Raw genomic sequence first — 13,167 nt, 5'->3', positions numbered from 1 at the left:
GCATGCCTTGTTTTTCCATAATTCCTTTTCTTACTCATAAAACCAGGGCCACGAAGGCTCCTTTTTGCGTAGTCGTGTTGCTTGCTGCGTCAAGCGGCACGGGTAGTCTGACTCTATTTTCCATGAGGAGGAAGGTATGAGCAAAAGGGGCGGGTGTGAGTTTTTGTGTGTGGCATTGGCTTTGACATTATGGGTGGTTCTGGAGCCGGCAGGCGTGAACGCGAACGAAACAATGGAGCCCGTGGTGGTGACGGCCTCCAAACTCCCTCGCACGGCCGGCAATGTCACCCAAAAGGTGGACATGTTGGATTCTCAGGATTTGTCGGTCATTGTTTCGGGACACCGAAACATCGCGGACTATCTCATTTACCAGTCGGGAGTTTTCAGCAGTGTCCTTTCTCGTAACGATGCCAATTGGGGTTCTGTGGGAGGCCTTTCTCAGAAGTATAACACCTACATGCTGGAAGGACTTCCCATTGATGTTTTCGTTGAACCTCAAGCCCTGGAACTTTTGACCTTTGATCGCATCGAAGTTCAGCGTGGTCCTGCCGCCGTGCTCTATCCCAATTACCTTGGAATGGATTTCGCCGGGAATCAAAGTCCGCTTACCGGCACAACCAACATTTTGTTAAAGGAGCGTTTCTCAAGACCTGAAACCTTTATCGATACTTCCTATGGTTCCTACGCAACCTTTGGCGGCCGGATACTGCATCAACAACCCCTTGGAAATGTTCATTTCTTTCTGGGAGCCAGTGTTGAAAATTCCGATTACACCAATTACGGCACCAAAGATTCCTGGCTCAACATGATCGATGATCCCGAGTACCAAAAGACCAAGTTTTACGGTAGGACCACATGGTTCATTAACGGGAACGAAAAGCACAAAGTCTCTTTTTTTGTAAACCACACCAATCACCAAGGGGATGCGGGTCGTCCCAACAGAGGGTTTGATCATGAGTACTGGACAATCCATTCCGCTTATCAACTGCCGCTGAGCGACGCCTTTACCCTTTCGGCCAAGCTGGGTTATCGCAACTACGATCGTTCCTGGGAAGAGGACAATTATCCGACAAATCTTTCCCTTCGAGAAAAAGGGGGTGTGCGTCAGGCGATCGTTCCTGGAGATTTTTCTATCGCTTTTGAACATTGGCAAGGCAGCTTGCTGACGATAGGTACGGATTTTCAAACGGCCTCTTATAAAACTTACACAGATTCAGGGGCTCGTTTGGTCTCCAACGATGCCGACGCGGTCCAATACGGAGTATACGCTCAGGAGGAATTGGTTTGGGGTCGTACCGTGTTTCGATTGGGAGGTCGTTACGCCTACACAAAACACGATATAGACCTTTTAGGAGGAAAATCTCCTGAGGATGAATCGGCATCTTGGGATAAGTGGCTTTGGAGCGCGGGCGTGCGCCATGCCTTTTGGGATGATTTCGCCGTGTACGCCAATGTGGGAACCAGTTTTGTGGCCCCTTCGATTCATTCCGTAGGCGGCACGTTGCGATCTTCAGATCGGGGTGTGCCCGGAAAGGACGGGCGGTTACCCAATCCCGACCTGAAACCTGAATCGGGAGTGGGATTGGATCTGGGGGTGGACTGGAAACCCTGGAAAAATGTGGGCTTTGGTGTGCGTGGGTTCTATAACATGGTCGATGACCAGATCGTGCAGGTGGTCGTGAGTCAAAAGCCGTCTCAGGCTCAAGACATCAATGCAGGAGATACCAGGTCCAGGGGTTTCGAACTGGAAGCACATTACAGCCCTGTTTCTTGGATGCGCTGCTTTGCCAACTACACGTATACGGACACGGAAATTGAAAACAAAAAGGATCCGGATATGGACGGCGCGGAAGTCCCGTTCGTTCCCAAAAACATGGGCAATATTGGAGTGGACTTGAATCTGCCGTATGACCTCAAGGTCAGTCTTTATCTCCATCTTGCTGGAAAAATCTACGACAGTACTTCCAAGCAAAACCGAAACCAATTTTCCGGTTATGAAGTCTTGAACGCTTATGTGGAAAAAATCCTTCATAAAAAAGACATCACCACCTTGTCCTTCTACGCACAGTTCTATAATCTCACCGACAATGAGTTTGAAATGCCATGGCAATTCCAGGATCCAGGATTTGCGTTTACGGGAGGTTTCAAGTTTGTCTTCTAAGTTTCGGCGGAAAGACCCTTCGCGGCTTCGAGGGGCCTTCCCCAATGCTCACCTTTTGAAGACCAGCTCTATGAAGCCTCGCTGGTATAACCTGAGACAGTCCGTTTCAGCGGGGCGTCTTTTATTTATCTTTCTATTGACTGCTTTCTTCTTTCTGCTTTGGGAAGAAGGCTTCGCAGGCCCCAGTGCTGCAGAACCGGTTGATGCCGTCGATTTTCGGGGGCGACGCGTTGAGTTGCCTCAACCGGCTCAAAGAATTGTGTGCCTCATTGAAAGTGCCCTTTCGGCCTTATACATGCTGGGTGTAGCGGATCGTGTGGTCGGGATTTCCACCAATGTCTATGATGGAAGTATCAGACCCTACTACGAAGCGTTGGACGAAAGGATTCGATCCAGGGCCTTGGCGGCTCCGGGCAACTGGGATTTTATCAACGTGGAATCGGTGGTCGCACTACAGCCTGACCTGGTCATTCTTTGGGCTCATCAGACGGAAGCCATTCGATCCTTGGAAAGCCGAGGTCTCAGGGTTTTTGGCGTGTTCATCGAACGGTTTTCTGACGTGCACCGTGAAATTGAGGCTTTGGGAAGGCTCACGGGTTCCGAGGCTCGAGCCCAGGAGCTGAACCTCATGGTAGAAGAGGAAATGGCATGGGTTCGGCGTCTGATCGCTACTCGCTCGGCAGACTCGCCACCTGTCGTCTATTTCATGTGGGCGCAGGGAGATCTGGAAACCTCAGGCGCCCCATCCACTGTAAACGACCTCATTGAAGCGGCTGGTGGTCGGAACGCCTTTGGAGATCTCCCTCACGAACACGCGGTGGTTCGCTGGGAAAAGGTGCTTCAAGCCAATCCCGATGTAGTGGTCATGTGGGTCAACAGCCAGCGCAACCCTTCGCACATCCTTGCGGATCTCCGATGGCGCTCCGTCAAAGCCGTGCAGAATCGACGCGTGTATGAATTGCCGGACATTTTCACCTGCGATCTTTGGACCCTGAAATATCCCATCGCCGTGATCACACTGGCCCACTGGCTTTACCCCGAGGTCATCTCCCACGAGGATGTTCGCCAAAGGCGCCGTGTTTTTCTTGAGAGACTTTATAACTCCAAAGCTGTGGGATCCGTAGCCGATCATGTGTTCTAGAACGCGACGGTTTCTTGTCTTTGGTGTCCCGTGGCCTCTGGTGTTTGCTTCCTTGCTCATTGGTCCGTCCGATGTGTTTTCGGCTCAGGATGTGGTGGAATTTCTCAAGGCTATGGTTTTGGGAACCCCGAAACCTGAAAACGCCGATCTGGTGCGGGCCATTCTCTGGGATATTCGTATTCCCCGTGTGCTTCTCGCCTTTCTTGTAGGGGGAGCCTTGGCGTCTTCTGGAGCCACTCTACAAGCTATATTTCGTAATCCCCTAGTTTCTCCTTATGTTTTGGGACTATCTTCGGGCGCTGCTTTCGGCACGGCTTTGGCTCTGGCCACATCTATCCTTCCTGTTTATCCATCGGCTTTTCTTTTTGGATTGGGGGCTGTGGGGTGCAGCTACTTTTTAGGACGCATCGGGAAAACGGTGAGCCCCGTGACCTTGGTGCTTTCAGGCATTATTGTATCCGGGGTTTTTACCGCGCTCCTGACGGTGATCCAATTCCTAAGTGACCCTTTCAAACTTCAGTCCATCGTTCATTGGACCATGGGTAATATGCACAATGCGGATTGGAAAAGGCTAAGAGATTGTCTTCCGTTTCTGGTTCTGGGTTACCTGGGAATGTTCCTGTTGCGTTGGCGCATGAATGTTTTGGCTTTGGGGGATCAGGAAAGCTGGGCCGTCGGGGTTCATCCTGAAAGAGAAAAGCTGAAGATGCTTATTCCTGCCACCCTGGCGGCTTCTGCAGCCGTGGCGGCGGCCGGGGTCATCGGCATGGTGGGTCTTGTGGTTCCCCACATGGTGCGGATGATTCTTGGGCCGGACAACCGTCTAGGCATTCCCGCCTGCATGCTTTTCGGTGGAGCTTTTCTTTTGTTCATGGACAATCTGGCGCGGTCCCTCACCGCCTTTGAACTGCCCATCGGCATTTTCACGACGCTTGTAGGAGGTCCCTTTTTCATTTTTCTGCTCCGTCGAACCCAACTGGGCTGGCATGCATGAAAACGATGCAAAAACAAATCTTATCAAACCAAGATTCGGAAGCACTTTTGGTTCATAAGGTAACCTTTGCCTACGACGGCTTGGAAGTGCTTCGGGATGTGACTTTTCGTGTAGCGCCGGGAAGCTTTACCGTGGTCATGGGACGAAACGGCAGCGGTAAATCCACACTTTTTCGTATCATTGTAGGTCTTCTCAAACCGTTGCAGGGTTCCGTGACCGTTTTCGGACACAACCTTCATGACCTTGATTTTCGGGATCGAACACGGATTGTGGGCTTTTTGCCGCAGCACCATTCCGCGATTTTCCCGTTTCGAGTGCTCGATGTGGTTCTTACGGGTCGAGCGGCCCATGTGGGCCTAACGCCAAAAGCCAAAGACCGTGAAGCCGCCTTGGAGGCTCTGGCACGGCTAAAAATCGAGCACCTGGCTCGAAAGCCCTATACGGATCTTTCCGGCGGGGAACAGCAGTTGGTGCTTATCGCGCGGGTTCTGGCTCAAAAACCTCGCCTTCTTCTTTTGGACGAACCCACATCGCATCTGGATTTTGTCAACGCCAACCGTCTTCTTGAACTCATTCGGAATTCTCTGTGCCCGGAAATGACCGTTGTCGCCATTTTGCATGATCCAAATCTGGCGTTTTGGCATGGAAACGATTTTCTCTTTCTTGTCGACGGCCAAGTCCTCACTCCGGATCCCGGAACAGTGCCGTGGTCTTCCACGCTGCTTCAGCGCGTCTATGGCATGGCACTTGACACCCTATCTTGGAAGGATCGCGCCGTGGTGGTACCTGCAGTTCATTCCTGATGGCGTTTGGGGTGCCTTTCGGCTTCTTGAAAGGGGAGGGAATGGCAGGGGACTCACCTAAGGAAAACAGCCGAGAAAGGAAAGATAAAAAAGGGCCGATCGTTAAAAAATCGGCCCTGGTTTTTTCTGGAGGCGGCAACCGGATTCGAACCGGTGAATAACGGTTTTGCAGACCGCTCCCTTACCACTTGGGTATGCCGCCGCAGCTGTATCCTCTGCTTAACGGAAACAGGCTCTCGTGTCAAGAATCAGTTTGCGCGGTTCCTTGAGGGGTGGCTCGTGCCGGAGAAGCATGAACGGCTTTGGCCTTACGGTAGAAATCCACAAAGTAAGCTCCCGCCGACCAGTATCCAAAAGCTAAAGAGATCCACAGAAAAGCCGTTCCCGTGAGCCACAAGGCATGCTGAAACCTTTCCAGGTGAAGAAGGAGACACAAGATGGCCACGGTTTGGGAGACCATCTTGTTCTTGCCCATGCGGCTGGCGTCCAGAATCAATCCATGGCCGGCGGCAATAGAACGTAGCCCGGTGATGATGAATTCTCGACCGATGATGAGAAAAACCATCCAGCCGTGAACCTTACCCAGTTCGATGAGCATGATGAGCACGGCGCAGGTAAGGAGTTTATCCGCCAAAGGGTCTAGAAGTTTCCCGACGGAAGTCACAAGGTTGTGGCGCCGGGCCAAAATGCCGTCCAGATAGTCTGTCAAAGATGCCGCCACATACAAAACAAAAGCCGCATTGAACTTGTGTCCCGACGCAGGGGGCATCAAGATCATGATGATGACAGGAATGGCCAAAACCCTCAGGTAGGTCAGAAGGTTAGGCAGAGCCGTCAGGTTTTTTCGGGAAAAGTCGTCTCGAATCATTGCCTCTTGTACTGCATGTAATGGCGCAGCACATTTCGAAGGTATGCGTTCGTTTCAGGAATAGGTGGAATGCCTCCGTAAAGTTCCACCGTTTGTGGACCGGCGTTGTAGGCCGCCAGCGCCAGCAAAAGGCTGTTGTCAAAACGCTGGAGCATTTCCTTGAGGTATCGTGTTCCTCCGAAGATGTTTTGCATGGGATCAAAGGGATCTGAAACCCCCATTTCCCTTGCCGTTTGCGGCATCAGTTGCATGAGTCCCATAGCGCCTTTGGGAGAGACCGCCCTCGGGTTAAAGTTGGATTCCGCCTTGATGACCGCTCGAATCAATCGATGATCAATGCCATGCATTTGCGAAGCCCTGAAAATATGCACCTCGTAAGGCGAGTCCATTGTGCGCAGTGGTTGCGTAACCTGGGGTAAAGGCGGCAGGGAAACCTTCTGGAACCGCGGACTGGTTGGAACGTTGGTGAAATGGACCACACCTTTTTCATCCACGTACTTGTAAATCGCTCCGGCATAAGCGCTTTGCCCCGTGGTGCCTTTCAGGAGCACCACGGTGAGTACGAAAGCCAAGACGTGTGGGGAGAGGCGAAAATGTGCTGCGCTTGAATTCAACATCTTCGTCCTCCTCATCTTTAAGCCGAACCGGTCTATCTTTTCTCGACTTTTTCCCAATCCTTCAAGAACTTTTCTAATCCCACATCCGTCAAGGGATGGCGCACCAGCTGAGCGATGACGGCGTAAGGGATGGTGGCGATATCGGCGCCCATGCGAGCCGCCTCCAGAACGTGGATTGGATTTCGAATACTTGCCACAATGATTTCCGTATCAAAAAGGTAGTTGGAAAAAATGTCCACAATCTGAGACACCACCTGCATACCGGAGGCGGCGATATCATCCAAACGTCCCACAAACGGGCTGACGTAGGTCGCCCCTGCTTTAGCCGCCAACAAGGCTTGCAGAGGAGAAAAGACCAATGTCACATTGGTCTTGATACCTTCATCGGCACAGACCTTGACCGCCTTGAGTCCTTCTTCGGTCATGGGAATCTTGACCACCACATGATCGTCGATAGCCGCCAGTTCCCGGGCTTCGGCGATCATTTCCTGCGCCGTGGTGCTCACCGCTTCCGCGCTGACGGGAGCCTGCACAATCTCGCAGATTTTCTTGATGTGCGCTCGAAACTTTTCACGATCCGCGATGCCTTCCTTGGCGATCAAGGACGGGTTGGTGGTGACACCGTCCAGAACACCCAGCGCGTGAGCCTTTTGAATTTCATCCAAATTTGCCGTATCGATAAAAAACTTCATCTCTTTTCGGTCTCCTTTCTTCGTCGATCAAGGTAGGCGTCACGGCATGATTCGCTGCAAAAAAATACGGCCTTTCCGTCAATCCACGCGGACACCCCTTTATTTCTCAAAAAATAGGCCCCGCACTCCGGGTCCTTGATGAGTTCGGCTTCTTGGGAATCCTTGACCTCGTTGTTCGAACCTCCTGAACTTCCCAGCCGAGGTTTGAGGTATCGATACACGGCGTAAATGATCAGGGCAAGAATCAGAAGCCGAATCATAGGCTTTTCCACCGCTGAACGTCCTGGGCCTGAACTTCGGGTCGATGCAACAATTCCCGCACCGAAACACCCAAAACGGGATGCACGTAGTCCGGGCACACTTCGTAGGCAGGTTCCAGAACGAATCGACGTTCGTGAGCTCGAGGGTGAGGAATAACCAGGTCTTTCGAATCCATCACGAGATTCCCATAGAAGATGATATCCAGGTCCAGAGGGCGAGGTCCCCAGCGGGTGGTGCGCACCCGCCCGAAAGTCTTTTCCACATCAAGAAGCGCCCTTAACAGATCCCGAGGGCTCAAGACGGTTTCCCCCAGAACCACCCCGTTAATAAACCACGGTTGGTTCGTATACCCGATGGGTTCCGTGCGGTACAAAGCGGAGGTCGCAAGGAGCCGAAATCCTTTTAGCTGCCTTAGGATTCCAACGGCTTCACGGCAGTTTCCTTCGGCATCTTGGGTAGGGTTACCCACATTGGCCCCAAAGCCGATGAGCGTTAAGATACCGGATGTGCAAGGTTCGTCTCGGTGCGGCATGGGGTCTTCTGTCTTGTTGCGTTGCCGGCGATTTCCTTTGTGTCGGGATTACCAACGAAGTTTGAGAATGCGATCGACGGCTTCGCGCAAACGTGCCTTGTCGACAGTTAGAGCCATGCGCACATAGCCCTCACCTGGTGCGCCGAATCCACTTCCCGGCGTGGTGACGATCCCGGCTTCCTTGAGCAATTTCGCCGTAAAATCCGTGGACGACAAGCCCTTAGGAGTGGGACACCACACATAAAAGGTGGCCTTGGGAGGCTGCACCTCAAGTCCGGCGCGACGAAGCCCTTCGATGAGAATATCCCGTCGTTCCTGATAGATCGCCTGCATTTCCTGAACACATCTTTGGTCGCCGTCCAGAGCTTCCACACCTGCGAGCTGAACTGCGTTAAAGACACCCGAGTCCACGTTGCTCTTGATCTGGGCCAGCCCGGAGATGATCTGGGCGTTGCCGACGGCGAAACCGATTCGCCATCCGGTCATGTTGTAAGTCTTGGACAGCGAATGGAACTCGATCCCCACATCCAAGGCACCCGGCACTTCCAGAAAGCTCATGGGACGATAGCCGTCAAAAGCCATTTCCGAATACGCGGCATCGTGACACACGATGATTTGGTACTTCTTGGCGAAAGCCACCACCTTTTCGAAGAAGGCCGCATCAGCGACAGCTCCCGTGGGATTGTTGGGATAATTGATGAAAAGCAGCTTTGCACGTCGCGCCGTCTCTTCAGGGATGGCATCCAAATCCGGAAGGAAATGGTTTTCTTTGAGCAAAGGCATCAGGTGCGATGTTCCGCCCGCAAACATGACCGCCACCTGATAGACGGGATAAGCGGGGCTGGGAACCAGGGCCGTATCCCCGGGATTGATGAAAGCCAAAGGCAGATGGGCAATTCCTTCCTTGGATCCGATAAGCGTGAGAACCTGTGTGGCAGGGTCCAGATCCACTTGAAAGCGTCGCTTATACCAGCGGGCCACCGCATCCCGAAAGGCATTCATTCCCGAATACAAAGGATACTGATGGTTCGCGGGATCCTCTGCAGCCGTTTTGAGACGTTCGATGATATGGGATGGCGTCGGCAGATCCGGATCTCCCACGCCCAGATTGATTACATCCACACCCTTGGCCTGAAGTTCGGCTTTAAGGCGATCGATTTCCTTAAAGAGGTAAGGGGGAAGATTTTTCACACGATCCGCAAAATCCACATTCATGAGTGCCTCCGCTCCATCAGTCTGCAATCCCCAAGACATCAAGCATACTGTACAAGCCCGCCGGTTTTCCCACCACCCATTTGGCGGCGGTGACGGCACCACGGGCGAAGTTTTCCCGGCTGTGGGCACGATGGGTCACCTCGATACGTTCTCCCATGCCGAAGAAAAACACGGTGTGTTCCCCCACCACGTCCCCGCCTCGCAAGGTCTGAACCCCGATGACGTCTCGAGGCCTTTCCCCGATAAAGCCGTGACGGCTATACAGCCCTACCTGATCCAAGTTTTGCTCTCGTGCCTGAGCCACCGCTTCGGCCAATCGAATGGCCGTTCCGCTGGGTGCATCTTTTTTGAAACGATGATGCACTTCCGCAATTTCCACATCATAGTCAGGGCCCAAGAGGCGGGTAAGGTCCCGAACGATTTTAAATAACACATTGACGCCGACGCTCATGTTCGGGGCCAGCACACAAGGAATCTTCCGGGTAAGTGTTCGAATCTCTTTCATGTGGTCCGGACTAAATCCCGTGGTGCCGATGACCATGGCTTTACCGGCCGCCGCTGTCGCTTTGAGATGATTCAGGGAAGCTTCCGGGGCTGTGAAATCAATCAAAACATCGCAGCGCTGAAGGACGCTTTCCACCGAATCTTCCACGGCGATACCCATGGGTTGAGTTCCGCTCAATTGTCCGAGATCGCATCCCACGGCGGTATGCCCCGGTCGTTCAAGACCCCCGACCAGTGTAATGCCTTCTGTTTGGCTCAGGATTTGCCCGATGCGCGATCCCATCCGGCCTCCGATGCCGGCTACCGCTGCTTTGACCATGGCGGCTCCTTCCTTGGATCCTAGATCAGACCATAATCTCTCAGGGCTTGTTCCACTTTTGCCTTACTAGAAGCACCCAAACTGACCAGCGGTAAACGGACCTCATCGCTGGGAATCTTTCCCATCATTTTGAGAGCGGCTTTCACCGGAGCGGGGTTGGTTTCCACGAACATGGCATGGCATAGGGGTAAAAGCTTGTAGTAAAGCGTTTGAGCTTCCTGAAAACGGCCTTCCAAGTAATGGGTACACATGTCGGCCATATCCCGTGGAGCGATATTGGAGACCACGGAAATAACCCCTTTACCGCCCACGCACATGAGAGGAAACGTGAGGTAATCTTCCCCGGAAAGAACGACGAAGTCTTTGCCACATAGACGAAGGATGTCCGTAATCTGTTTCATGGAGCCCGTAGCCTCTTTGACCCCCACGATATTGGGGATTTGAGCCAAACGCGCGATGGTTTCCGGTTCCATGTTGACGGCGGTACGACCCGGAATGTTGTAAAGAATGATGGGAAGATTTACCGCTTCGGCCACCTGTTGAAAATGCTGGTAAAGACCTTCCTGTGTCGGCTTGTTGTAATACGGTGTAATCATAAGGGCTGCATCGGCACCGCATTCTTTGGCATGCTTGGTCAATCGAATGGCTTCCGAAGTGTTGTTGGATCCAGTGCCCGCGATGACCGGGACACGTTTTTTAACCTGATCCACGGTGATTTCCACGACGCGTTCGTGTTCTTCATGGCTCAGGGTCGCCGATTCCCCTGTGGTGCCGCAGGGGACAATGCCGTGCGTGCCGTTTTCGATTTGAAATTCAATAAGATCCCTCAAAGCCGGTTCATCGATGCGCCCGTTTTGAAATGGCGTGACAATGGCCACAAAGGCTCCTTGAAACATGATTCCCTCCTTGTTTCTAGGACTACGGAATCTTAAACATTCTGACTCTTGGATGCCGCACCGAGCGTCTCATTCCACAAAAGGCCTTCGTAAACCACTTTGGCATCCCCCTCAAGAAAGACATCACGAAATTCCCCGCCACTTTCTTGAAAATGAATCACCAGTGTTTCACCGCTTTGGGTTTCCACCTGCACGGGAGGTCGCACAAGGCCTTGAGCGGTAGCAATTAGAGCCGCAGCAATGGATCCGGTACCGCAAGCCAAGGTTTCATCTTCCACGCCACGTTCATAAGTTCGGATCTTGAGTTGGGATGGTCCAAGAACGGTGACGAAATTGGCGTTGGTACCGGCTGGGGCGAAACGGGAATGGTAACGCAGAGCCCGTCCGATGGAGAAAACGTCAAACTGGGAAAGTTGATTTGGGGAATCAAGAAAGAGCACCACGTGAGGCACCCCTGTGTTGATAAAATGGACGCGCAGCGATTGCCCCTGTATCGAAACTTCCAGATTCGGTTCATAGCCGTGAGGAGGGGTCATTTGCACGCGCACACGTATGCCATCCACCTGGGCTTGAATTGTTCCGGCAAGAGTTCGAAAGGTCATGGTGTTTCGGGTCACGATGCCTTGAAGGTGAGCGAATCGAGCGGCGCAACGCGCGCCGTTGCCGCACATTTCCGCTTCACTGCCGTCTGCATTGAAAAAACGCCAGGAAAAATCGCATTCCGAATCGCTTTCAATGAGAATGACACCATCGGCGCCGGCTGAGAGCTTCCTTCGGCAGACCGCTTTGACAAAGTCCCGGCTTCCTTCTAAAGGGATCATACCCTGTCGGTTGTCAATGATGATAAAATCGTTTCCGGAACCGGTCATCTTAAAGAAGGGAACACGCTCCATGGCGCAGCCTCACCATTGGGGAATGTTTTCCAGCCGAACCAAATCTTCCCAAGTTTCCCGCTGACGAATCACATGAAAGGTTTCACCGTCCACCAACACTTCCGCGGGACGCCGTCGAGAATTGTAGTTGGAAGCCATGCTGAAACCATAAGCACCGGCGCTCATCACCGCCAAGAGTTCTCCCGGTACCACTCGTGGCAAGGTCCTGTCGCGAGCCAGAAAATCACCGCTTTCACAGATGGGCCCGACCACGTCCACCGGGATTGATTCTCTGTTTGAAACCATCACGGGTTGAATATGGTGGTAGGCTCCGTAAAGACTTGGACGAATCAGATCATTCATGCCCGCGTCCACGATGACGAAATGCTTGCTTGGCGTGGTTTTGGTAAACAGCACGCGGGTCACCAAAATGCCGGCATTCCCCACAATGACTCGGCCTGGTTCAAAAACCAAGGTGCAGGAAAGCCCGTTCATTTCTTTGAGGATCGCCTGGGCGTATTCGACGGGATGGGGCGGTTCCTCATCAGCATAGGTGATTCCCAAACCGCCTCCGAGATCCAGATAGTGCACCCCAATTCCCAAAGCGTATAAGCGTTCCATAAGGACGCGAAGCCTTTTCAGGGCGTCCACAAAAGGTCGTATGTCGGTCAATTGGCTGCCGATATGGCAATCGATTCCCACCACCTGAATATTGGGAAGCCTCGTGGCGTATCGATAACTTTCAATGGCCTCTTCCACACGAATGCCGAACTTGTTTTTTTCCATCCCCGTCGTAATGTAAGGATGGGTTTTGGGGTCCACGTCGGGATTCACCCTGAGTGCAATGCGAGCGGTACGTCCCAAGGCTTGAGCTCTCTGGCTGATGGCCTCCAGTTCTTGGCGTGATTCGATGTTGAACATGAGAATGTCTGCGGAAAGGGCCTCATCGATTTCTTCCCGAGTCTTGCCGACGCCCGAATAGACGATCTTGGCTGAAGGAATGCCGGCTCGTCGTGCTCGGTACAGTTCCCCTCCCGAAACAATGTCCACACCGCCGCCCAAGGATCCAAAAAGAGACAGAATCGCCAGGTTGGAATTGGCCTTGACGGAATAGCAGGTCAAATGAGGAATATGGGAAAAAGCTCCGTCAAAGACCTGAAAATGGTGCGTCAGCGTGGCTCGGCTGTAGATGTAAACCGGTGTTCCCACTTCCCGAGCGATGGTGTCCACGGGGACATCTTCCCCGTACAATCTTCCGTCACGATACTCGAAATGGTGCATGTTTTCTCCCC

The 13,167-nt window shown here is 52.7% G+C and carries 14 protein-coding genes and 1 tRNA gene; 4 read left to right on the top strand and 11 right to left on the bottom strand.

What is annotated here, in order from left to right; genetic code table 11:
* Nucleotides 1–136 precede the first annotated feature (136 nt).
* The 4 genes from WHS46_04215 to WHS46_04200 all read left to right on the top strand — a co-directional run bounded on the left by WHS46_04215 (nt 137) and on the right by WHS46_04200 (nt 5,099).
* Nucleotides 137–2,161: a TonB-dependent receptor gene (locus tag WHS46_04215; protein ID MEJ5347878.1), complete on the top strand. Its 2,025-nt coding sequence runs from the start codon at nt 137–139 to the stop codon at nt 2,159–2,161.
* A 70-nt stretch (nt 2,162–2,231) separates the two neighbouring features.
* Nucleotides 2,232–3,302 (top strand): ABC transporter substrate-binding protein, encoded by a 1,071-nt coding sequence (locus tag WHS46_04210; protein MEJ5347877.1) that lies wholly within the window; start codon nt 2,232–2,234, stop codon nt 3,300–3,302.
* Nucleotides 3,292–4,296, top strand: coding sequence for an iron ABC transporter permease (locus WHS46_04205; protein ID MEJ5347876.1), 1,005 nt, complete (start codon nt 3,292–3,294; stop codon nt 4,294–4,296). The genes WHS46_04210 and WHS46_04205 overlap by 11 nt, the downstream gene beginning before the upstream one ends.
* Nucleotides 4,293–5,099: an ABC transporter ATP-binding protein gene (locus WHS46_04200; protein MEJ5347875.1), complete on the top strand. Its 807-nt coding sequence runs from the start codon at nt 4,293–4,295 to the stop codon at nt 5,097–5,099. Before WHS46_04205 ends, WHS46_04200 begins: the two co-directional genes overlap by 4 nt.
* A 127-nt stretch (nt 5,100–5,226) precedes the next feature.
* Here WHS46_04200 and WHS46_04195 read toward each other — a convergent pair.
* The 11 genes from WHS46_04195 to lysA form a co-directional block, all read right to left on the bottom strand.
* A tRNA-Cys gene (locus tag WHS46_04195) sits at nt 5,227–5,301 on the bottom strand.
* Between the two features lie 39 nt (nt 5,302–5,340).
* Entirely contained in the window at nt 5,341–5,967 is a 627-nt protein-coding gene (pgsA, locus tag WHS46_04190; protein MEJ5347874.1) for a CDP-diacylglycerol--glycerol-3-phosphate 3-phosphatidyltransferase, read from the bottom strand.
* Nucleotides 5,964–6,584: a lytic transglycosylase domain-containing protein gene (locus WHS46_04185; GenBank protein MEJ5347873.1), complete on the bottom strand. Its 621-nt coding sequence runs from the start codon at nt 6,582–6,584 to the stop codon at nt 5,964–5,966. The genes pgsA and WHS46_04185 overlap by 4 nt, the downstream gene beginning before the upstream one ends.
* Nucleotides 6,585–6,616: 32 nt before the next feature.
* Nucleotides 6,617–7,276, bottom strand: a complete 660-nt coding sequence (fsa, locus tag WHS46_04180) for a fructose-6-phosphate aldolase (protein MEJ5347872.1) — start codon at nt 7,274–7,276, stop codon at nt 6,617–6,619.
* Nucleotides 7,273–7,536, bottom strand: coding sequence for a hypothetical protein (locus WHS46_04175; protein ID MEJ5347871.1), 264 nt, complete (start codon nt 7,534–7,536; stop codon nt 7,273–7,275). The genes fsa and WHS46_04175 overlap by 4 nt, the downstream gene beginning before the upstream one ends.
* Nucleotides 7,533–8,069 carry a 2-amino-4-hydroxy-6-hydroxymethyldihydropteridine diphosphokinase gene (gene folK, locus WHS46_04170; GenBank protein ID MEJ5347870.1) on the bottom strand — a complete coding sequence of 179 codons (537 nt, stop codon included), beginning with the start codon at nt 8,067–8,069 and terminating at the stop codon, nt 7,533–7,535. Before folK ends, WHS46_04175 begins: the two co-directional genes overlap by 4 nt.
* 48 nt (nt 8,070–8,117) lie before the next feature.
* Nucleotides 8,118–9,284, bottom strand: a complete 1,167-nt coding sequence (locus WHS46_04165; protein MEJ5347869.1) for an LL-diaminopimelate aminotransferase — start codon at nt 9,282–9,284, stop codon at nt 8,118–8,120.
* 16 nt (nt 9,285–9,300) lie between these two features.
* Complete coding sequence (dapB, locus tag WHS46_04160) at nt 9,301–10,107, bottom strand: 4-hydroxy-tetrahydrodipicolinate reductase (GenBank protein ID MEJ5347868.1); 807 nt, start codon at nt 10,105–10,107, stop codon at nt 9,301–9,303.
* Between the two features lie 20 nt (nt 10,108–10,127).
* Nucleotides 10,128–11,003 (bottom strand): 4-hydroxy-tetrahydrodipicolinate synthase, encoded by an 876-nt coding sequence (gene dapA, locus WHS46_04155; GenBank protein MEJ5347867.1) that lies wholly within the window; start codon nt 11,001–11,003, stop codon nt 10,128–10,130.
* A 32-nt stretch (nt 11,004–11,035) separates the two neighbouring features.
* Nucleotides 11,036–11,896 carry a diaminopimelate epimerase gene (gene dapF, locus WHS46_04150; GenBank protein MEJ5347866.1) on the bottom strand — a complete coding sequence of 287 codons (861 nt, stop codon included), beginning with the start codon at nt 11,894–11,896 and terminating at the stop codon, nt 11,036–11,038.
* A 9-nt stretch (nt 11,897–11,905) separates the two neighbouring features.
* Nucleotides 11,906–13,156: a diaminopimelate decarboxylase gene (gene lysA / locus WHS46_04145; protein ID MEJ5347865.1), complete on the bottom strand. Its 1,251-nt coding sequence runs from the start codon at nt 13,154–13,156 to the stop codon at nt 11,906–11,908.
* Between the last annotated feature and the right edge of the window lie 11 nt (nt 13,157–13,167).

Origin of the sequence: Desulfosoma sp. (assembly GCA_037481875.1) — a bacterium.
Classification (GTDB): domain Bacteria; phylum Desulfobacterota; class Syntrophobacteria; order Syntrophobacterales; family DSM-9756; genus Desulfosoma.
Note: the sequence above shows the minus strand (reverse complement) of the source record. Positions and strands in the feature narration are given on the sequence as shown.